The 21,411-nt window shown below is 44.5% G+C and carries 14 protein-coding genes; 3 read left to right on the forward strand and 11 right to left on the reverse strand.

All coding sequences use genetic code 11. The annotated features are described in order from the left end of the window. Nucleotides 1–60 precede the first annotated feature (60 nt). From QE390_RS23895 to surE, 6 genes are all read right to left on the reverse strand, one after another. The gene (locus tag QE390_RS23895; protein ID WP_307144223.1) at nucleotides 61–1,866 is read right to left on the reverse strand and encodes a family 16 glycoside hydrolase; all 1,806 of its coding nucleotides are present in this window, start codon (nucleotides 1,864–1,866) and stop codon (nucleotides 61–63) included. A gap of 27 nt (nucleotides 1,867–1,893) precedes the next feature. After that, nucleotides 1,894–3,162 carry a Gfo/Idh/MocA family oxidoreductase gene (locus QE390_RS23900; protein ID WP_307144224.1) on the reverse strand — a complete coding sequence of 423 codons (1,269 nt, stop codon included), beginning with the start codon at nucleotides 3,160–3,162 and terminating at the stop codon, nucleotides 1,894–1,896. A 70-nt stretch (nucleotides 3,163–3,232) separates the two neighbouring features. Beyond that, the gene (locus tag QE390_RS23905; RefSeq protein WP_307144225.1) at nucleotides 3,233–4,690 is read right to left on the reverse strand and encodes a replication initiation protein; all 1,458 of its coding nucleotides are present in this window, start codon (nucleotides 4,688–4,690) and stop codon (nucleotides 3,233–3,235) included. Nucleotides 4,691–7,498: 2,808 nt separating this feature from the next. Continuing rightward, nucleotides 7,499–8,350 (reverse strand): hypothetical protein, encoded by an 852-nt coding sequence (locus QE390_RS23910; protein ID WP_106636062.1) that lies wholly within the window; start codon nucleotides 8,348–8,350, stop codon nucleotides 7,499–7,501. A 1-nt stretch (nucleotide 8,351) separates the two neighbouring features. Further along, complete coding sequence (locus QE390_RS23915; RefSeq protein ID WP_106636063.1) at nucleotides 8,352–9,296, reverse strand: ParA family protein; 945 nt, start codon at nucleotides 9,294–9,296, stop codon at nucleotides 8,352–8,354. 409 nt (nucleotides 9,297–9,705) lie between these two features. Then, a complete protein-coding gene (surE, locus tag QE390_RS23920; RefSeq protein ID WP_106636064.1) occupies nucleotides 9,706–10,440 on the reverse strand; it encodes a 5'/3'-nucleotidase SurE in 735 nt (244 codons plus the stop codon). A gap of 204 nt (nucleotides 10,441–10,644) precedes the next feature. Between surE and QE390_RS23925 the strand changes: the two genes are divergently transcribed. Then, nucleotides 10,645–11,547, forward strand: a complete 903-nt coding sequence (locus tag QE390_RS23925; RefSeq protein ID WP_307144226.1) for a diacylglycerol kinase family protein — start codon at nucleotides 10,645–10,647, stop codon at nucleotides 11,545–11,547. Between the two features lie 45 nt (nucleotides 11,548–11,592). On the opposite strand, the gene QE390_RS23930 is transcribed toward QE390_RS23925, so the two are convergent. The 3 genes from QE390_RS23930 to QE390_RS23940 all read right to left on the reverse strand — a co-directional run bounded on the left by QE390_RS23930 (nucleotide 11,593) and on the right by QE390_RS23940 (nucleotide 14,799). Further along, nucleotides 11,593–12,624, reverse strand: a complete 1,032-nt coding sequence (locus tag QE390_RS23930) for a cytochrome d ubiquinol oxidase subunit II (protein ID WP_307144227.1) — start codon at nucleotides 12,622–12,624, stop codon at nucleotides 11,593–11,595. 51 nt (nucleotides 12,625–12,675) lie between these two features. Further along, nucleotides 12,676–13,914: a cytochrome ubiquinol oxidase subunit I gene (locus QE390_RS23935; protein ID WP_307144228.1), complete on the reverse strand. Its 1,239-nt coding sequence runs from the start codon at nucleotides 13,912–13,914 to the stop codon at nucleotides 12,676–12,678. Nucleotides 13,915–14,094: 180 nt separating this feature from the next. Next, nucleotides 14,095–14,799: a DUF421 domain-containing protein gene (locus QE390_RS23940; protein WP_307144229.1), complete on the reverse strand. Its 705-nt coding sequence runs from the start codon at nucleotides 14,797–14,799 to the stop codon at nucleotides 14,095–14,097. 147 nt (nucleotides 14,800–14,946) lie between these two features. Here QE390_RS23940 and QE390_RS23945 point away from each other — a divergent pair, with 147 nt between their 5' ends. Further along, nucleotides 14,947–16,161 carry a TCR/Tet family MFS transporter gene (locus tag QE390_RS23945; RefSeq protein ID WP_307144230.1) on the forward strand — a complete coding sequence of 405 codons (1,215 nt, stop codon included), beginning with the start codon at nucleotides 14,947–14,949 and terminating at the stop codon, nucleotides 16,159–16,161. On the opposite strand, the gene QE390_RS23950 is transcribed toward QE390_RS23945, so the two are convergent. Next, nucleotides 16,162–18,507 carry a response regulator gene (locus QE390_RS23950; protein WP_307144231.1) on the reverse strand — a complete coding sequence of 782 codons (2,346 nt, stop codon included), beginning with the start codon at nucleotides 18,505–18,507 and terminating at the stop codon, nucleotides 16,162–16,164. A gap of 703 nt (nucleotides 18,508–19,210) precedes the next feature. Between QE390_RS23950 and QE390_RS23955 the strand changes: the two genes are divergently transcribed. Then, the gene (locus tag QE390_RS23955; RefSeq protein WP_307144232.1) at nucleotides 19,211–19,921 is read left to right on the forward strand and encodes a hypothetical protein; all 711 of its coding nucleotides are present in this window, start codon (nucleotides 19,211–19,213) and stop codon (nucleotides 19,919–19,921) included. Between the two features lie 142 nt (nucleotides 19,922–20,063). Here QE390_RS23955 and QE390_RS23960 read toward each other — a convergent pair whose 3' ends face one another. Further along, nucleotides 20,064–21,410, reverse strand: coding sequence for a HAMP domain-containing sensor histidine kinase (locus tag QE390_RS23960; RefSeq protein WP_307144233.1), 1,347 nt, complete (start codon nucleotides 21,408–21,410; stop codon nucleotides 20,064–20,066). Between the last annotated feature and the right edge of the window lies 1 nt (nucleotide 21,411).

Raw genomic sequence — 21,411 nt, forward strand, 5'->3', positions numbered from 1 at the left:
CCACAACTAACGATATAAACTATACGTTAGTTGTGGGGCTTTGGATGAGAAGCGAAATGCTTATAATTCTTTTACTCGCATGTTTCGGAATTTTACGACTGATCCATGTCCCAGAAAACCGATGTGGCCGGATGTTCTTTTCAGTCCGGGGTGTTCTTTATGATCCGGCGTGCCTTCTTTGGTGGCTTCAACGGTGTCACCATCCAGGATGGTCACTCCATTCAGGACGACCTTTACACGCGTGCCTTTCAGCGTAACTTCTTCGGAGTTCCATTCGCCTACGGGTTTCATCGCCTCCCGCTTCGCCGGGATGATCCCGTACACGGAACCGTGGTATTGGTACGGTTGCAGGTTTTTATACTCGAAAGCATCATTATCCAGAATCTGAAGTTCCATGCCGGTATACGCCGCATCTCCCTCAAGCGGTGCCCGCACCCCCAGACCATTATTGGCTCCCGGGGTTAGCTGAAAATCAAAACGGAATACAAAATCAGCGTATTCATCTTTGGTGTACAGATTTCCCTGGCCTTTACCCGAAGGGCGAATCACAAGGTTTCCTTCTTCGATGATATAATCCTGCTTGTTACCCGTCCACTGCTCCAGATTGGAACCATCAAACAGGGTTTTAAAGCCTTCTTTCTTTTCCTCCTCTTTCAACCCATACAGTTCGGGCATGATGGAAAGATGTTTCCGCAATTCTTCCTGTAAAGTACTGGAAATGAAAGGAAAGGTTTTGGAAATGAGTTCACGGTCTTTAAACGTGCATAATTCAGGAAGATCCAGCGATAACTCGGCTACGGTTGTGGCGGCTGTTTTCTGAAGTTCTTTTGTTTCCAGAAATGTACTGGCCAAATACAAGGCCGCCGGATAATCCACTTGAGCCAATTCTTTCAGAACTACCCGTTTCTGTTCCGTAGTCGATGCTTTTTCCATCGCCTGCTTCAAAAGATGGAATTTATCAGCCGCAGAATAGTCTGATTTACTAACTCGCTCTATAAAAGCCGTAAATGCCGCTTTACTTGCCTTCTCCAGCACGATCTGCTCCGCAGCCAACCTCGTCTGCCCTTTCGATGATTTAATAAGCTCCAGAACGTTTTTCTCTGCTCCGGTCTGCTTTGGGTTCTCGCCTGCCCGCTTTAGCCACAACAGATACGCATTCGTTGCCTCGCTGGGATCGTACTCGTAATGAACCTTTGAAGCCTGAGCCAGCAAAAGGGGCTGAGCCGAGGGGAAGCCCAGATTTGCCAGTCCATACAGTGCCAGTTTTCTCACGTTCAAATCCGGGCTTTTAGCCCATTTGAGAAAGAGGGGCTGAGCCGTCTGGATTCGCATTTTCCCAGCCGCCTCAAGCACCGCTAGTTGAGCGGCTCCTTTTGAGGCTGGTAAAGCTGAAGCAATGGCTTTCTGAGCGGCGGGCGTGTTAATACTGACTAAAGCTCGAGCAACAGGATCGGCCAAACGTTCATCACTCAGGTAAGTAGCCAGTGTAGGTACGGTCTCGTCTTTACCCACCAGTTGTAATTGGGTAATGAGAAAAGCTTGTGCCTCAGGATCTTTACTGGCTTTCAGAGCTTTCTGATAAGCCAGAGAACTGCGTAGACGATCTGCCGGGTGATTACCTTTGGCCACGTAAGCCGAGTAACTCCATAATGCATATTCTGCCCGGCTATGGTCGCCGGGTTGATTTAATCCTGCAACCAGTTCAAGAATTCCGGCTTCTCCTGACTTATTGAGTTCTGTCAAAGCCGAACGCAAATGCTCCGCATCTGCGGCGGGAAACTGATCCAGCGTTGTTTCTATTTTATCACTTTGAGCCCAGGCTACGGAAGGAAATACCAGACTGAAGAGTAACCACGTTTTTTTCATGATTGAGAGCGATTTACGAACGAACATCTATGAATCCATAACCCAGGGTGCCCGCATGGGCTGATCAATGAGGCGATTAGCGGCTTCATCATCAATAAATTCCTGACGATCAGGATCGAATTTGAGTGAACGCCCTAACCGTAAAGCCACAATGCCCATGTTAATAAGCGTACAGGACCGATAGCCATTCTGTTCGTTCAGGGCAAAAGGTTTGCGTTCCCGAACCGACTCCAGAAAATCCGTTACCTGTGGGACCGGATCTGGAAAGGCGTCCAGCTTTTTCTTCAAATCAGGAATATCCGATTTGAATTCGGGATACAATTTCCCCTTCGGTCCTTCGATGTAAGGGATGCCTTCGTCCTTCCCTTCTCCATCAAGAATAATTTTACAGCCATCCGCATACGTGTATTCAATTCTTCGCCAGGTACCTACAGCCTCGGGATGCTGCTGAGGAGCATCAATTTCGACGCTGATTGGGCTTTCGTTATCTTTTCCCAGAAAATACTGAATTGGGTCCAGGTAATGCTGCCCCATATCGCCCAGCCCTCCCCCATCGTAATCCCAATACCCGCGAAAGGTGCCATGCACCCGGTGAGCATTGTAAGGCTTATAGGGTGCCGGACCAAGCCAGGCATTATAATCCAATTCGCTGGGGACGGGTTGCTTTTCCAGATTGGTTTTACCCACCCAGTAAAATTTCCAGTCAAACCCCGTGTGTTTACTAACAGTAACTTTTAACGGCCAACCGAGTAATCCACTTTCAACCAGTTTTTTAATGGGACGCACGGTAGTTTTCATCCCGTAAAACGTGGATTCGAACCGAAACCAGGTATTCAGGCGAAACATACGACCGTATTGTTCCACGGCTTCCTTGACCCGTTTGCCTTCGCCAATGGTTCGGGTCATGGGTTTTTCACACCAGATGTCTTTCCCGGCTCGTGCGGCATCTATAGCCATCAGGCCGTGCCAGTGCGGCGGCGTAGCAATATGAACAATATCGACTTCGGGTAACTGAATCAGTTCCCGGTAATCTTTGAACGTTTTAATTCCTGCTCCACCAGCCAGTTCTAGCCCTTGTTTCAGGTGGGTTTCATCCACATCGCAAAGAGCGACTACGCGAGTGCCTGCGTAAGGAATATGCCCTCTCCCCATCCCTCCCAAACCAATAATTCCTTTTGTTAACTGATCACTCGGAGCCAGAAACCCCTTGCCCAAAACGTGACGGGGAACAATACTAAACAATGACAATGCAGCCGCAGACTTGATGAAACTCCGGCGTGTTTGCAAAGTAGTCATAGAGGTCAAGGTTTGTTACAAAAACGCATACGAGCTGGTAAGGTAATGAAATGTACTTCCTGATAAAAATTCAAGCAGATAGTTTGATTTCCATTTCCTTTAGCCTGGGTAAATATTTCTTTTCGAGAACGCTCAGTTCATCCTGACAATAGGTACGGGCTAACTCCCAAACGGCGGTGGCAAACAGCATTTTTTCCTTGTAGTTCTGCTCATCCGTCATTTTAGGATCGTACGAAAACGGAACCGTCTTTTTGGCTTGCTGAAACAATTCCATCCGTAAACCCGGGCGAATGGATAAGAAGTCGCGAATGAGTTCATACTGCTTTTCGTACCATTGGCTTTTCAGGCGATCCAGCTCATCCTGAATCGCTTTCCGGTCTAGTTGAGGAGCTTGAGTAACCGTCTTAGGTGCCTCTGCCCCACCGAATAAGGGCGGAGACAGAATGAGCGTATTCAGATACCCTCCAATATTCTGGATAGACGAGTTTTTCTTTCGGGTCTGTTTCAGCGTGGTTTGAATGCTGGTACGAATGTGTTCAATTGATGACTTACTCAGCCACTGCAAAACGGTCTGATCCGAAACGTAGTTTTTGACCAATGCGTAGATTTCATCGAAATACGGTACCAGAGGAACTTCCTCAGCGTACGGAATCTCCTCTGGTTCTTCGACTTTGGTCGGTTTACTGATTTTCAGAAAAGGCTTACCCGGCGACTGGCTTGCGTCGTTTTTAGTGATGTTATAAAAACGAATCGCGACTACCGCATTAGATTTCAGTTTAACGGGTAACTCGTAAGGATAATTCTTGGCCTGTACCCCTTCGTATTCAAACCGAATATCGGTGTACTTACGCAGGTCTTCCTTTGCCTTCTCCAGCACCCGATCCCGAAAGTGACCGTAGAGTTTATATTCTTCTTCCATACCCAGCATGGCTTTCAACTCCTGCAATTCAATGGTTCTCTCCCCTAGTTTTTCGTACTGCTTGAGTAGCTCATAAATCCGAACGGTATAAGGGCTGGACAAATCGAGAATGTTTGCCATTTCGTATACAAGATACCGTTCTTTCAGCTCAATCAGAAAGGGTTTTAAGTCAGGGTGAAAGGATACCTTCAGATAAACCCGGTCGTCGTCGAGTCGTTTTGACTGCACAATTTTCCGATGCACATCGTCAGGCGTTTTTATACCCCCAATGATGGGTGTTTCCAGCGTTTCGTACACGCCTTCTGTTTTTACTTTGAGTTTGATGATTTTACTCATCAATCCCCTGGCCCCTTCTTTCAGGTCATCATAGGTTCTTCCGTCCTTGCGAAGGCCGAAATCCTGAATAATGTCCCGAAAGAAGATTTTATACTCCTTGAAGTCGCTATCTTCCCAATCAATCATGGAAATCATTTTGGCAAACACACGGGTTTCCCAAATCGTAAATTTGTAATGAGCTTCCACCAGAGCGTTAGATTTACGAATCAGAACGACGGTGTTGTTTCGCTTTTTCTTACGGACATTTTTACGAGTAACAGGCTTTTTATCCACTTCCAGACGCGATTAAAGGACTTACATCAGAGGTTTAGGGAAGCGATCTCAATAAGTATCACAGATTCCACGTCTGCAAGGTAATAAACTTGCGTGATTTTTGTGATACTTATTCGTGCATTTTGTGATAGTTGCACGTGCATTTTGTGATACTTAGACGTGGAATCTGTGATAGTTCATCCCAAAATGTGTTCATAACACATTGATAATGAATGATTTACAAACTGAATTTTTAAGGGAAATATATATAAATAATATATAAAAAACAGTCAAACAGAAATTGATGATGATTTTTTGAATTTTTTGAAGGGTTTTTAAAGGTGAAATGAAGAAAAAAGTAAATGTTGAAATGGAGCTTATGATTGGAAAATAGAATGGAAGTGTTTTTGTGATACTTAAATATTCAGGTTCCGAGCACGTGCAAATTGTGATAGTTTCGAACTTAATGTATGTAAACTATTTATAATCAGTACTTTAAATAGGTATTTACAAGATGACAATCGTACAATAGCTATCTCGCATCCTATAAACTATCACAATTTGTGAGTGCCCTCTACCAAACTTTCCCACGTGGTTTTAGTGATAGACTTGCTGGGGTCTCCTAGCCATGTTTATTAACTATCACAATTTGTTAGAGATAATCATCTGTAAATCAATGGAATGACTCATATGGTTTAGATTGTTAGGAAGTTTATAGAGATTAAACTATCACAAATTGTGAATTCTGTACGGAAGGCAGTGGCGGATAGTGAATGAAATGCTAGGAACAAAAACTATCACAATATGTTAGCAGTAATATCTTTAGAATGAGGAAGTTAAGGTCTAATAATAATACATGATCAATAAGGGCTTTGTTACTTCTCTTTTTACCCAAACTATCACACATTGTTTTTTCAATGTATTGAATATTAGATAGTTAATTAATATTTATGTTAACGATTTAGATTAGTTTTAGTGAAAATAGCACGCTTGAAGTTTCTAATTCATTTGTCACAAATTGTGATAGTTGCTCTATTTCTTAGCCTTACTCCCTGTTTACCAGCTAATGAGTAATGTTTTGTTTTTCAGGATGCTTTCTAAGATTATACCTGCTCCTCAATCCTAACGGTTTATTTTCCAGACATTCAATAGTCAGCTTTGAAAGGCTTACAAATTTTACTCACAATTTGTGATAGTTCGCCTACCTCCTACTCGCTTCGGAACAACAGTTATTGAATCAATTAATTATTAGGAGAGTTATTAACCTGATGGGAAGACTCATGAATAGAAAGAGAATACGAAACGTATCTATCACAAATTGCCCTCAATAATTAGGGAGAGTCACCAACGAAAAAAGTAATGAATTTACTTATTTAAGTATATGAGTAAGATTGTGTTTTTATCTGAACTATATTATAAAAAATGCCTTACGGCTTTGTCGTATTTATACTAATAACTCAACTCAGATTTACCCTGATGTTTGTACTTGAAATGAAAGTGATGGGCACTAGCTATTTAATCTATAACTCAATTCATAGCGGCTTAACCTTGAGTCACCGATGTACTAAGGAAGCCTTACCTTTTGTATGGACATCGTTCCCATAAACTAATATAGGAGCCTTACCTTATCTACTATTCAGCAAAGGATGGGCTTCACTATTAGTCCAATTAGTCTGGGACAACAACTGGTGACAAACGCATACCAACCAAGTGAATGGTCCATCATTCTTGCCATTGACTAATTGTATGCATACTGATAATGTTGCTTTCAATCCTGAGTTAATCACCGCTCTACTTATCCATAATTTTTGAAAGATTTAAAAAATCAGTCACTGCTCTTAGCCAACCAAAGAGACACGCTGTCCCTTTGGTTTTGTGTTTTTCAAAATCATAAAAGGCTATCTAAAATTTATACTTGTAGAAGCCAACTGCGAATCATGGCTTCTGAAACCTTCACGGATAGAGAATAGCAAAGTAGGTAAGCTTCATTTTAGATCGCAGACTTGAGAGCCTAACGGCAGGTGGGAACGTGCCGTTAGATAGGGACGAGATGGAATCTCGCAACAGCTGGTCGTAATTCGTCTCTACGCTTTCAAAACCAAAATTTGGGTTAAACTGGGTTTACAATTTTACAGATTCGTAAATAGAAAATTGTAGTCACTCGGCTAGAACCGATCGACTGCGGGAAACCAAGCGAAGAAGCTGAGGGCCTTTTGTGGCTTTACTTGGTGTAGGGATAATTTTTGGTTGGTGCATGTTGCTTCCCCGGATTACATCCGGGGCTATCCAGCCTGGGGCTATCCGTGTTTAACCCCTCCAGGGCTATTTTCCATAAGACGATTTGAATAACAACCCCAGCGGGGTTCAATATCAATAGCCCCGGATGTAATCCGGGAACACGATTGCGGGCGGTTAGCTCTGCGTTATAAACTAAATTTTCCAACTATCATCTCTAACATGGTAAGAAACCTTCTGTAGAAGGGGACGACGCTACGAGTTAGTAACGTTTCTGCATAACCCAAGACGTTCCCAAAGGGAAGGAGGCTCTGGTTTTCCAATTAGATGGAAACGCTGCTTTTAAAGGTACTTCGTAGAAAAAAAACAATGAATGAAAAGACAAAGGGACAACGTGTCACTTTGTGTCTACTGAGCCCATGATACAAAAAGAACAGACGGTTTCTTTGATGCTGTAGAGAAGCAAATAATCGATGCAAAAAGCAAAGTGACAGCTTGTCCCTTTGTCTTATAACAAGCTAATAAAAAAAGCAAAGTGACAGCCTGTCACTTTGCTTTTAGGGACTAAGATGTGAAAACCAAAGGGACAAGCTGTCACTTTGGTTGGAGTAAATTTTGGAACTGCTGAATGCGTTGAACCAAAGTCTCGCAAATTTCTTTAGTTAACGGACCAGAAGCTAAAGTCTTGATTTCCAATTGTAATTGTCGACGTTCAGTCACATCTTCTGAAAAAGGAGACGCGGAAATGGCGTTCTGAACCTCTTCAGGTGTATTGAATAATTGCTTCGTTTTAACCTTTGAAATGGCATTAATACTAGCTTTGGGAAGCTTCTGTTTACCCGAAAGAATATCGCTTTTAAACTCAGTCGTAAGCTTTTCCAAACCTGCTGCAAAGTCTCCGTCCCGCTTGATGGTTCGACTACTTACGCCATATTCCTTCCCGAGATTAACCGAAATATTTTCCTGCTCGGGGGAATATTGATTACCTCCCCGTACATTTTTCTGCTGTAAATACCGAAGTCCACGCAGGTAAGAAGCTTGCTCAGGAGTCAGATTACGACGGCCCAATTGGTGGTCAATCATGTAATCCTTCACCTCAGCCATAGACCCGAAATGAACCAGATTAATCCGAAAATCCAGGTGATGAGTCTGAACAATGGAGAAACGGTTATGGCCGTCAATCAGAATATAAACGGGCAATGACTGTTCGTCAATCCCGGCAATGGAAGTAGTCGTTTCCCAAATCGTCACCGGGTCCTTTACGCCATGTTTCAGAATGTTCTGTTCGAGCTGCTGAAGCTCGTCGGGCGTAAGGGGTGGAATCAGCTCTTTTAATTCCTGAAGAATCGTAATCTGACTTTTAATATGTTCTTCGGAAGACAAAATGGAAGGTTTCAGATTCGTCGTCTTTTCCTTCATTAAATTCATGAAGTCTTTTTTAGCCATATTAAAGAGCGATTAGTTCAGTTGCCAGCTTATCATACTGTTGCCAGGAAACCGATTTGGGTGAATAGGTATATAGGTCTTCTTTCGCCACCTGCGACTGCTTAATGACGGTTGAGACTTCAATAATGGAGTTATAGATTGGGAAGTTTTTGTAATTCTCCCGAATATGAGACATCATGCTCTTGTGCACACTCTGGTTTTTATGAACCATGGTAAACACGATGCCTTTTACCGTAAGCGTAGGATTGATGTAGGTTCGAATTTCAGCGATTCGGTTAAATAAACTCTCTACGCCGTGATACGCACTGGCTTCGGGCTGAATAGGAACGACACAGGAAGTAGAAGCAACCAACGAACAGGTAGTGCAGATACCGAGGCTGGGAGGGCAGTCAATCAGAATATAGTCGAAATGCTCACGGACTTCTTCCAGTTTTAACGCCAAACGCCGATCCGCCCCAATGGCATTCGCCAGTTCTGACTCTTTATACGCCATGCGTATATCAGAAGGCGTTAGATATAAGGTATCTGTAATTGGGATGAGTGGAAGGGGAGAGTTATGCAACAGAGCATCGATGATTTGCTCCTGTGGATCGTGCACACCGAAACACTGGGATAGGTTACCCTGTGAATCCATATCAATAAGTAACACCCGATTGCCGAGCAAACTCAGAGCTTTGCCAAGGTTAATAACCGTTGTTGTTTTTCCGACACCACCTTTGTGATTGACTATGGAAATAACCTGAGCTTTATTAACCTGATCGTCGGAATAACCGTATTTCCGCAGAGCTGTATCCAAGGCCTGTAAATGTTTAGCTGGAATATCGTTCTGTTCAGAAAGAGCTTTGTGAAGAGTTTTTGAAGGAATTCCCGCTTCTTTTTCGATTTGGGATAAATTTAAAGCGGGTTTAGATTTTAAAAACCGGATCGCTTTTTCAGGCGTAAGCATAGGCTTTAAGGATAAAATTTTCTCTATGACAAATATAGAAAGAACTTTTTTTATCCAAAATTATAGAGCCTTTCAATTGATTTATTTGAAACAATAGATCCTGCATTAGTGAGGAATCTATGAAAAAGAAGATTTCAATTTTACTGTGAATGACAGAATCGGAAGTATAACGGCAGGTAGAAACCTGCCGTTATACTTCCGATTCTGTCATCTCGAACGAAGGGAGAGACCTTCTATTGGAATGGGACGGGGCTAGCTTAGTGAAGTTACCGCCTGCCCCCAAAAGTCATAAGATTCTTCGCTCTGAATGACAGTTTTTGAGATATAAACGAACGCCCTAAAGAGTTCCTTCCTGCGTTCGGGAAACCAGCCTATCAACGACCGCTTAAATGTTTACGGATTCTAAATTTTAAACACTGGTATTCGATACGCGGAGCAAAGCTTGTTCGTCAGTCAGATCCAGTCGCAACGGAGTTATCGAAACCAGGTTATTTTCAACTGCCCAACGATCGGTGCCTTCTTCGGCAGGCTCCAGCGGAGATACCGTAAACCAGTAATGTTTACGGCCCATAGGGTCAACCCCCGGAACCACATGGCCATCGTATTGGCGAACGGATTGCCGCGTCCAAACCAAATCCGTAGGGTTAGGGGGGAAGTTGATGTTAATAAGATTCGATAGGTTGTCTTCTAATGCCAGGGCAATGGCTTTTTCAACAAAAGGAGCCAGAGCATCAAAATCCGGGTCAGCATTACCTACGGGTGTACTGAGGGCAATGCCTTTCAGGCCAAACAAAGCCGCTTGTTTCGCTGCTGCCAGTGTTCCCGAGTGCCACATGGAGTTACCCAGGTTAGGACCCATATTAATACCCGAGAGGATTACATCCACGTCCGCGTACAGGTGCGTGCCCAGAGCGACACAGTCGGCAGGGGTGCCGTTAACCCGATGAGCAGAGATATTTTCACCGAAAGAATTCGTCGATTTTTTTATAGTTAAGGGTCGCGAATGCGTAACGGCATGACCCATCGAAGACTGTTCAACATCAGGAGCAACGACATATACTTCGCCAAATTTGGTAGCGATTCGGGCTAGAGCCGCAATGCCTGGACTATAAATCCCGTCGTCATTAGTGACTAAAATTCGCATAACAGTAATGATTAGTGAGTTTTGAATGCAGTAGGATTGCATGCAAGAAAACCAGGGCAGGGGAGAAGTGAGTAGATTTGAGGAGCCTTTTCTACTTCTTTTTAACGAATACAGATATTTCAGAGATTGTTTTCAAATGGTTCATTAGCTATTAATGGCTTTACCTAAAGAATCAGTACTCAGCACCACTATATACTTCAGACGATGACTCTGGCTATAAAAACTATAAAACTCATTCACAATCCGTCCGCAGGGGAAGAGGAGCATTCGGAAAGGCAACTAATTCAAACGATCGAAAACGAAGGCTATCATTGTGAGTACTCTTCGGCCAAAGATGAAGACTGGCCCCAACATCTGCCCTCTGCAACCGATCTATTGGTGGTAGCCGGAGGCGACGGCACTGTTCGAAGCGTGGCTAAAGAATTGGTATTAAACGGAAGCGTTCCCACCTCTATTCCTTTTACGGTATTACCACTCGGTACTGCTAATAACATTGCAAAAACGCTGGGAGCAATGGAAGATACCAAAGACCTTATCAAATCCTGGAAAGAAAAAGTCCCGAAAAGTTTTGATGTGGGTTTGATCAGGGGGTTAGCGGAAGAACATTTCTTCATTGAAGCCTTTGGCTGTGGACTATTTCCACGATTGATGCAGGTAATGAAAACGGTAGAAAAACCGGAGAAGCCGGAAGAAGAACTCAATTTTGCCTTGACCGTTTTGTATGAATTAATCATGACAGCCGAAGCTCGGGATTGTCAGTTGCAGGTGGATGGTCAGGATTATTCCGGAAAATATATCCTTCTGGAAATCATGAATATCAAATCTATTGGCCCCAATCTGGCCTTGGCTCCTTATTCAGAATTTGGCGATGGATGGTTTGAGCTGATTCGTATCAGTGAAGAAGAAAAAGAAGCGTTCGGAAAATACATCCTGAGTTTATGCGATGGTTCAGAAAAAACATTTCCTTTTCCAGCCATTAAAGGACGTCATTTCAGGATTCGCTGGGATGGGCCACACGTACACGCCGATGATGAGATCCTGGAAAATGTTCCAGAAGTAACGCTAGCGATAGAGAATCAGAAAGGTTACCTGAACGTATTAGCCTAAAAAAGGCGAACTCTCCGAAAGAGTTCGCCTTTTTTACTAATGAGCCTAGACATCTCCGTACACCGTGGAATCTTCTCTATCTTTATTTTGAAAACTATACATGAGATAAATCAGAAATGGCAGGATGAATAGACTTCCCAATACTAAAGCCCAACCTAGAGCAACAATGGTTTTGTCGTCACCCTTATGCTCTAAGAGCGACAGGTAACCTCCCTTTTTGAGTAAAATGATATTAGGGAAATGCTGATAGGTCGCCACAAAGAGAATCATCATTACCTGAAACCCAGCTAATATTCGAAGGATATTATTAAATCCTTTACGGGCAAAAAACCAGAGTGTCATGACTGAAATGGTTGCCGCTGCTACGCCCAGGATTCCCCAAATCTCTCCGAATACCCATTGAATCAGAGGAATGTTCTCCCAATAAGCGGCGGTAAACACAATAACTCCACAAGCAACGGCGGCCCAGTTCATCATCCACGCCTTCGCCATAAAACGCTGCCGCTCTTCTGGTGTTTCGGTTTCTCCAATTAAATAAATCGAGGCCAGATAGCCGCAAATGGCTACGGTAAACAGCCCGACAGCCACCGGAAAAGGGTGAAGCCAACTGAAAATGTAAGCGTCCAGAAAAGAAGTAGCATTCGGGTCGATATGACGTGAAACGCTGCTCCCGGCAATAATACCCAGAAATAGAGGAGTAATGAGGCTGGAAACGGCGAAAATTCGATTGTAAATATGCTGCATATCATCCACTACGGCGTCGTAATGCCGAAAAGTGAAAGCCGTCCCCCGGGCAATGATTCCCAATAGCATGATGGTTAATGGAATGTGCAGATTAACCGACATGGTGGTGTAGATGGCCGGGAAGCCCACGAATAAAATCACAATGGCAATGATGAGCCACATGTGATTAGCCTCCCAAATAGGACCGATGGCCCGATACAAGATCTTACGGGTTTGGGTTCGGTTTTTGGAAGAGGTAAATAACTCAATAATCCCAGCTCCAAAATCAGCTCCGCCTAGTAATAAATAGAGTAAGATAGCTGCCCACAAAAAAACAATCACGACGTATAACATAACCGACAGTGTTAATAGGAGAATGTTGGATTTAGTTACTAATCAGCTAGTTTAATGAGCTTCTTTAATACCCGTGGGGAGATCGTACAGCGTATCAACCATTTTAATCTGTCGGTAGAGCATGAATAAGGTAACCAAAGCCAGCGAGACGTAAACGCCCGTAAAGAGATAGAAGGAATAGGCAATACCAGGCATAGGGGTAACGGCATCGGCGGTTCGCATCACTCCGTGAATAATCCAGGGTTGGCGGCCCACTTCCGTAACCGTCCATCCGGCTTCTACGGCGATGAAACCAATGGGCGTAGCCCAGGCAAACAGCTTGAGTAACCAGTTGCGTTTCAGCCAGTCTTTTTTGATGAACAGAGCCGTTCCGAAAAGCAAGGCAATCAACATCATGACCATTCCTAGACCTACCATGATTTGAAAGGCATAATGTGTGATGCCAATGGGAGGCTGATCCTGAAGCGGAATCTGATCCAATCCTTTTACTTCGGCATCCACGTCACCATGGGCCATAAAACTGAGTAATCCCGGAATTTTTACTGCATAATCAACTTTCTGGTTTTCAGGGTCAGGAATGCCACCTACGATGAGCGATGCTCTTTTTTCGGTTTTAAAATGAGACTCCATTGCTGCCAGCTTGGCCGGTTGACGTTTGGCGACGTCTTTCGCTGAAAAATCTCCACTTAAAGGCTGAAGAAGAGCAGCTACGCACCCAAAAATGGCGGCTATCTGGAAGGACTGGCGATGAAACAAAACGTTTTTCTTACGAAGAATCATCAAGGCATGAACGCCAGCCACTGCAAAACCCGTCGCTGCAAAGGCGGCCAGACACATGTGCAGGGCTTGTGAAAACCAGGCTGCATTGAACATGGCTTTGATCGGATCGATGTTCAGGTATTGGCCATTGACGTAATCAAAACCCGCTGGACTGTTCATCCAGGCGTTCGCTGAAACGACTAAAATTCCTGATAATAGCCCACTGATGCCTACGATAACCCCCGTAATCCAGTGAAACCAGGGGTTAAATCGACCCCAGCCGTACAGGAAAAAGCCCAAAGCGATGGCTTCAATGAAAAAGGCAGTTCCCTCCAGCGAGAAGGGCATCCCGAAAATGGGCCCGGCGTGCTTCATGAACGTAGGCCAGAGTAAGCCTAACTCGAAGGATAAGACCGTACCGGAAACCGCACCTACGGCAAAGAAAATGGCTACTCCTTTACTCCAGGCTCGGGTAATGTTCTGGTAAACTATATGGTGGGTCTGGAGCCAGAGGTAATGCGAAACGGCCATAAAAAACAGGCATGACCATGCCAATACAGGAGAAAACAATATGAAAGCCCAGCGATAGGGCCATTTGGGAACGGGCGGCGATGAAATCATCCATAGGCGTAGTCATTCACTGATTCATACTCGATTTTTGGAGAAATATAAGGGATCGGGAAGAGGTTATGAAAATAAATAAGGATAGTATTACTTAATCCGGCGATTGTTCAAAGCGGCTACCCAGGTGGTACGATTACATGTAGGGCAAACGTGCAGACTATCTTGAGGCGTTAACTCTTTTACGTTTCCGCAGAATGTACAGGCATAAGTGCCGATTCGGGGAATGCTTTGCGTTCTTTGGTTGAATATCTCGGGCAATAGCGGCAGCCCGGGTTTTACTTCGTCTTCTTCAAAGAAAAAGATACTTACCTGTCCATTGGTTTCAATGTACGCTCGGCGGACCTGACCCAAATGCTCGATACTGTTCACCCGTAGTTCCATGAAGAATTCATCCTGACCCAAATCTTCCTTATCAAAACTGTCAATGGTAAACTGTCCATTTTCTACAATCAGAAGAGCTTCCCCTTCAATAATCTTCTCCATCTTGATGGACTTAGCTGCCAGTCGGGTAAGACCTCGGTAGACGAGAATAACGACGCTAAAAACAATTAATGCGGGCAGTATACCTACATCGTGATAAAACATCGGATCACCCGCGGCTGAACCCAGCCCGACAATCAGCACGAGTTCCATAATGGAAAGTTGCCGGACGGCCCGCTTACCCGTAGCCCGCATACTGACGAAAATAACGATAAACATGAGAAGCGTCCGGATGGTCACTTCCAGTAAAAACTGACCCGGTAAATCACCTAGTAATATGCGGGCCCAATCGTTAATTTCATAGTCGTTCATGGTACTGTTAATACCCTTGCTGATGACTAAATGTTTAGGAAAGTTATGGAATTCCCCTCATTATGAAATATAAATGTCGAGTAATGACGGATTCGCTTAAAATTCGGTTTTGACCCGTATTTTTGAAGGCTTGTAAATATTCTAATTATGGCTAAGCCTTCTTCTGCCTTAATCTTCATTTTTCTAACCTTACTGATTGATGTAACGGGTTTAGGGATTATTATTCCGGTTTTTCCGAAATTAATTGAAGAACTCATTCACGGGGATATTAGCCAGGCCTCGCTCTATAGCGGCTGGCTTACGTTTGCCTATGCGATCATGCAATTTATGTTCGCTCCGATTTTGGGTAACCTGAGTGACCGATTTGGCAGACGTCCGGTGTTGCTGGCCTCATTAATTGGCTTCGGACTGGATTATATTCTTCAGGGGTTTGCTCCAACGATTACCTGGCTGTTCATAGGAAGAATTCTGGCGGGCGTAACCGGAGCCAGTTTTACCACGGCCAGTGCATTCATTGCTGACGTAAGCACACCCGAAAACAGAGCTCAGAATTTCGGATTGGTAGGGGCCGCTTTCGGAGCAGGATTTATTCTCGGACCCGCCATTGGAGCTTTTCTGGGAGATTTTGGTACCAGAGTTCCGTTTTTTGTTGCCGCCGGATTTTCATTACTGAATGCACTGTACGGCTTTTTCGTACTGCCTGAATCTTTGAAACCTGAAAATCGGCGATCCTTCGACTGGAAACGGGCTAACCCCGTAGGCTCTTTAGTCCAGCTTCGTAAATACCCGATTATCGTTAGTTTAACAGCTTCGCTGGTTTGTATTTACATTGCCGGGCATTCCACACAAAGCACCTGGACGTTTTACACCATCGAGAAATTTAACTGGTCCGAACGCTGGATTGGCCTTTCGCTTTCCTGTGTGGGCCTCTGCATGGGGCTGGTTCAGGGAATATTAACCCGTGTGATCATCCCCAAGCTGGGTACCCGAAATTCCGTTTTTGTCGGAATGGGGTTTTATGTAATCGGCTTTATTTGTTTTGCTTTTGCCAGTCAGGGTTGGATGATGCTGGCTTTTACCGTTCCCTATTCCCTCGGGGGCATTGCAGGTCCGGCATTACAGGGGATTATTTCCGGGCAGGTTCCGCCTAACGAGCAGGGTGAATTACAGGGAGCCTTGACCAGCCTAATGAGTGCGACTTCTATCGTAGGGCCGCCATTCATGACGAGCCTTTTTTCGCACTTTACCAAACCCGGGGCAGCTACTCACTTCCCCGGAGCACCCTTTCTTGCCGGAGCTTTACTGGCACTATTAAGTATGTTCTTTGCGGCCCGCACGTTTCGTCGTCTTCCTGAAGAATAATCAGGAACGAACTTTAACGTGACTTTGAATAACCTGTAATAAGGTTTCGGGTTTGAAGGGCTTTATTACTATGTCGTTCATTCCCGAGATTTTGACTTTATCCTCGATTTCAGGAATCAGATTAGCCGTTAGAGCGATGACAGGAATGGTATATCCTCGCTGACGGATGTGACGGGTAGCTTCGTATCCATCCATGATGGGCATTTGTAAATCCATCAATACCAGCGAGGGTAACTTCTCTTCCATTTTGTTCAGGGCTTGTTGTCCGTCGGATGCCGTTTCTACCTGGGCTCCCCAGCGTTTCAGAATTCCCCGGGCTGCCAGAATATTCATGGGCTGATCGTCTACCAACAGAATGTGAAGGCCTAGCAATGGCTGAACAGGCGTTTCCACCACCTGGGTTTCCACGACGCTAATCGGATCTCCTTTCTTGAGCCATTGGATGTAAAAAAATTGAGAACCTTCTCCCGGAGTGCTAATGAGTTGTAATTCGACAGACTGTAACTCCAGAATATGCTTGCAGATGGCTAAACCAAGCCCGGTTCCACCAAAGCTACGAGTCATCGAAGAATCTGCCTGGGTAAATCGCTCAAAAATAAGTTTCTGTTTAGCGGGATCAATGCCAATGCCCGTATCCGTAACCGAAAACTTTAGTTGAACGTCGGTATCCGTTTCACTCATCATTTCTATTCCGAGTGTTACGCTGCCTTTCTGAGTGAATTTCAGGGCGTTATGGGTCAGGTTATTCAGAACCTGTGTTGTACGGGTAGGATCGCCCAAGAGCAGATTTTTTAGCTTAGGGTCAATGGAAGTCGTTAGTGTGTTCTGTTTTTCCTGAGCGTAGGTCTGATAACTGGCAATGCAGTTGCGGGCAATGAGGGTGGCGTCAAACGGAATGCTTTCAAACGTAACCTTTCCGGCTTCAATTTTATTGAAATCCAGAATGTCATTAATGATGTTCAGCAGATTATTGGCTGAAAACAACATTACATCCAGGTGCTGCTTCTGGTCGCTTCGGGGTTGATCGCCCAGTAACAAATACGTCATACCAATTACCGAGTTGAGGGGCGTTCGGATTTCGTGACTCATCGTACTGAGGAACTCACTTTTGGCTTTTAAACCTTCTTCTGCCTGCGATTTCGCCTGTTTTAAGGCAAAGGCAAACCGGAAAGAAAGGATCAGGGACTGCAAAAAGAAAAAAGCTATATAGCCTACAAACAACAGAAACTTTTTAGGGGTAATGATTCCGAAATAATGTAAATTAATGATTACAAAAACCACGAGTAGAATTCCGGTACTCATCAAGGCATAAGTAGCTCCCGGACGCTGGTTTCTGGCTGCCTTCAGGTAGATATAAATCGCATAACCTACGTACAGAAACGTCAGAAGTAAGAATTGATTGATGAGCTGAGTGAAGATGACCGGAGACAGAATCAATACTCCAAGGGCCATTGCTAGACAAATACCTCTCATAGCTTTCATTACGGGATGATACACGTCTTCAGGATACAAACGGCGGGTGTATTCGACGAAAGCAGCGATAGATAAATATAGCGTCAGGTATTCCATATGAATGGAAAAACTCCAGCTCAGATTGGGGAAAAGGGTATGCAGGACATGTAAGTCAGAACCCACGATTCGGTAGCTGTAAAAAATGCTGAACAGGGCAAAATACAGAATGGCTTTATCATGTTTGCCGAACCCAAAAAGCCCCAGGAAAAATAGTCCGCCCATGAAAAGGCAGCCTGCCAATACGAAATCCAGAGCTTTATCCTTTTCAAAAGAAGAGACAATCAACTGAGCATCTCCCAGTTCCATTTCTCGATAGGAGCCCCCCTTAGAGTGATGAAAATTAGCGATTTCCAATAAAATTTGTAGCGAATCTCCGGGAAAATCAGGCAATACCTGAGCCTGGGGCGACCAATAGGGAATGGTAGTTTCTTTCGAAGTTCCTGGTCGGCCACTACTCATCACCACCTGACCATTTACGGAGATTTGATAAGCAGTATAGCAGTCAGGAATAAATAAAGCTAGTGGCGGTCGTTGGTGGGGGAGTAATACGGTCAATTCATAGGTGGCATACCCCTGAGCCGGAACAGGTTTGCCTTTCCAGGTACTGTTATTAAAAAGCTTGGGAAAACGAATGGGTTCACTCTCTCCAGCAGGATGCTGTGGAATAAGTAACTGATGCCAGTACCATTTCCACTCTCCTCCCAAGGCAATCTCCTGATTTTTCAAATTGGTTTGGCGAAGATCCAGAATACCCTTACGAGGCTCAGGCAAAGCCCAGGCCGAGTGACTCAGCACTAGTAAAATGGAAAGAAAATATAGAAAAGATCGTTTCATTGACAAAAAATAACATTATACATTGGCGGTTGTAAATGCTTGTAAGTCAGTATTTATAATCTAATCAGATCATCAACAGGCGTATCGAGACATATCTATTAGGAATTGATAGATATACATACGTATGACTGTTTTAATCGATCCTGACTATTCACATAGCTCAAACCGACCGGGTGTAGGTAGTGTTTACTTAAGAAATTATACTAAAAACATAGGATGAAAAAAAAAGCGATAGGTAGTAATAAAAAGTTTTAATAAAGCTGAAGATTATTGGGAAGCGGATGAGGAAGATCCTTCCTCACCGTAGCTAGTGGAATGAACCACTAGGGAGTATCATTAAAATAGACCATTGAGATCTGCTTGATGAAGTTTAGTAAAGATGAGGGCATTTAAAAAACAATAGGTAATCAGCAGCGGACCTCACGGCCCCGTTACCTGCACTGTTACTTCGTAAAGCTTGATTAAAGCTTATAATATAAATCTATAAACTTAAGGGTTTACCATTTAATATCCAAAGGGTCGTTCTTTATTAGGGGTTACTTTGGAGCTAATACATGCATTACCACGTTCGAATGCTGAAAATCCGGCAGACTGCGGTTTTAAATAAAGTACATTTTTTGACCTTAAGAAAAATTAATACTTTCCTCAGATCATCCTTAGATGGGTACGGTAGGTTTGCTAGCGTAATCAAATTATTACTGTTATGAAACGCAACAACCCAATCCCATTTCTGCTTTTACTGGTCGGACTAACCGCCACGTTTACTGCTCAGGCACAACCCCCTGTTGGTCCCAGACCCGGCGGCCCTGGTCCAATGGCTCTGGCTGGTCCTCGTCCTCCGCAAACACCCGGCATTGTAGCCCTAACCAATTTGTCGGGTACGATTCAGCAATTTACCGCCAATGACGAATCTATTCTGGATGGATTTACGCTGAATACAGATTCAAAAACAGTGGCAGTTCGGTTTCCTGCTCACCTGGGTCAGGCTATTCAGGCCGCTGGAAAACCAGGAAGTAAGCTGACCGTAACCGGCGTATCTGAGGTTACCCCCGAAGGGGTAGAGGTTTTCCGTCTGGTGAGTTTAACCAATGGACAAACGGTAGTGAATGATGCCCCACCCGCAGCCCCGGCGGTACTTCCCACACCAAAGTCGATTAGTGTGAAAGGAAAAGTAATCGATTATCAATTAGACCTACAAGGACAGGCTACTGGACTGAAAATGAGTGACCAGATGCTCGTAAAGGTGCCCCCTCACATTGCGTCTCAACTCCTGACGATTGCTCCTAAAGGAAGTACGATTTCGGTGGATGGCTATGTACGCCCGATTGGAGAAGGACAGGTTCAATTAACCAAGCAAACCGTCGTTGAGGCTTCAACAATCACAGTTAACGGACAGTCCTACTTAGTCCGCTAGTAGTAAAACAGTGAAGCTTCTCATTCTTGATAAGATTCATCGGATTCACGTTACAGGACCAACGTGAATCCGATGAATTTTACGTGTATATTATTACTCAGGCTGCTCTCATTCATGAATCAGAGTAGGCTGAAACTCGCTTTTAATTGAAGTTGGCTTTAGCCTTTTTAAAGGAGATTTCAGCCCGAAACGTATTATCTTTTGCGGCTAGCGTGAGGGAGCCCCCCATCAACCGAATAATCTGATGGCTGATCCAGAGACCTAAGCCATACCCGTCATGTCGGCTATCGACCTGATAAAACTCTCGGGTCAACCGATCAGGATCTGGAATGGGAACATTTGTCAGGTTAGTTATTGACCAGATAATTAGTTCATTGTCAGTAGAAATGCGTAGATCGAGCTGGGTATTGGGCTGGGCGTATTTAACCGCATTGTCCAGTAAATTCAATAATACATTCGTTAACTTATCCAGATCGGCCTGAATGGTGAAGGAGGGGGTGGTATCATCCAAATGAATCGCCAGGTAAAGCTGCCGCTGATTGATGGATGAGTGATACCGCTCCATCAGATGCAGCGTCAGGTCATCCAGTTCAATGGGTTCGGGGCGAAGTTGCAGCGTACCGGCACGCAATTGACTCATCGCCAGTAAATCATCTACCAGGCGACTCAATCGACGTAACTCCGATAGTTGACTAGCTAAAAAACGGCGATCCTCATCTTGAGTTGCTTCCCGCTGGGCCACTTCAATTTCAGTACGTAAAATGCTGAGTGGGGTACGTAATTCGTGTGAAGCCGCCGCAAAAAAGTTATGCTGGGTATCGATAGCCTGCCGAATGCGAGCGAGCATATCGTTAATCGTATCAGCTAATTCCTGTAATTCGTCATTAGAGTTTGGCGTTGGAATGGGGGTAACCTCGTCGGCCAGATTGACGGAACGAGCCGATTTAATGATCGTTTTCAGCGGTTGTAACAGCCAGCCACTCAACCACCAGGCTCCCAGCCCGGATAGGATCATACTCAGTAGTAAAGAACTAATGAGTAACCAGCCAATGGACAGGAGTTGATGAGCCAGAGGCTGGTTGCTGTGCCCAACAACAGTGGTTAGTTTTCCGTAGCCGCCTTCAACGCTTCGAACGTAACGAGCCAGTTGAAACGTATCTGATTGAAAGACAGCCTTACTACCCAGATTAGGGGCAGAAGCGGGAAATGTCGGAGACTGATAGAGCCGTCTGGCGACTCCCCCGGTGGTGTACCAGAGTGATATAACTTCCCCCCGGTCCGGCAAGGGAATGACCAGCGGGTAGAGAGATGTCCTTTCGGATAGCCGGGTTGCCCGGTCGGTTAAGGACCGATTTTCCTGCTGAATCAATACTTTTTTTACTTCGTAGAACACGTAGGTAGCGGCTCCGGCAAATCCCAGGAAAAAAGTAATCCCGAATACCAGACCTATTTTTAATCGAATGCTCTGAACGGGCCTTATCAATGCCATA

This window comes from Siphonobacter sp. SORGH_AS_1065 (assembly GCF_030818595.1).
Lineage (GTDB): Bacteria > Bacteroidota > Bacteroidia > Cytophagales > Spirosomataceae > Siphonobacter.

Bases quoted from the DNA above. Each gene is read 5' to 3' on its own strand.
- QE390_RS23895 (WP_307144223.1), bottom strand. From the start codon at position 1,866: ATGAAAAAAACGTGGTTACTCTTCAGTCTGGTATTTCCTTCCGTAGCC.
- QE390_RS23900 (WP_307144224.1), bottom strand. From the start codon at position 3,162: ATGACTACTTTGCAAACACGCCGGAGTTTCATCAAGTCTGCGGCTGCA.
- QE390_RS23910 (WP_106636062.1), bottom strand. From the start codon at position 8,350: ATGGCTAAAAAAGACTTCATGAATTTAATGAAGGAAAAGACGACGAAT.
- QE390_RS23915 (WP_106636063.1), bottom strand. From the start codon at position 9,296: ATGCTTACGCCTGAAAAAGCGATCCGGTTTTTAAAATCTAAACCCGCT.
- surE (WP_106636064.1), bottom strand. From the start codon at position 10,440: ATGCGAATTTTAGTCACTAATGACGACGGGATTTATAGTCCAGGCATT.
- QE390_RS23925 (WP_307144226.1), top strand. From the start codon at position 10,645: ATGACTCTGGCTATAAAAACTATAAAACTCATTCACAATCCGTCCGCA.
- QE390_RS23930 (WP_307144227.1), bottom strand. From the start codon at position 12,624: ATGTTATACGTCGTGATTGTTTTTTTGTGGGCAGCTATCTTACTCTAT.
- QE390_RS23935 (WP_307144228.1), bottom strand. From the start codon at position 13,914: ATGGCCGTTTCGCATTACCTCTGGCTCCAGACCCACCATATAGTTTAC.
- QE390_RS23940 (WP_307144229.1), bottom strand. From the start codon at position 14,799: ATGAACGACTATGAAATTAACGATTGGGCCCGCATATTACTAGGTGAT.
- QE390_RS23945 (WP_307144230.1), top strand. From the start codon at position 14,947: ATGGCTAAGCCTTCTTCTGCCTTAATCTTCATTTTTCTAACCTTACTG.
- QE390_RS23950 (WP_307144231.1), bottom strand. From the start codon at position 18,507: ATGAAACGATCTTTTCTATATTTTCTTTCCATTTTACTAGTGCTGAGT.
- QE390_RS23955 (WP_307144232.1), top strand. From the start codon at position 19,211: ATGAAACGCAACAACCCAATCCCATTTCTGCTTTTACTGGTCGGACTA.
- QE390_RS23960 (WP_307144233.1), bottom strand. From the start codon at position 21,410: ATGGCATTGATAAGGCCCGTTCAGAGCATTCGATTAAAAATAGGTCTG.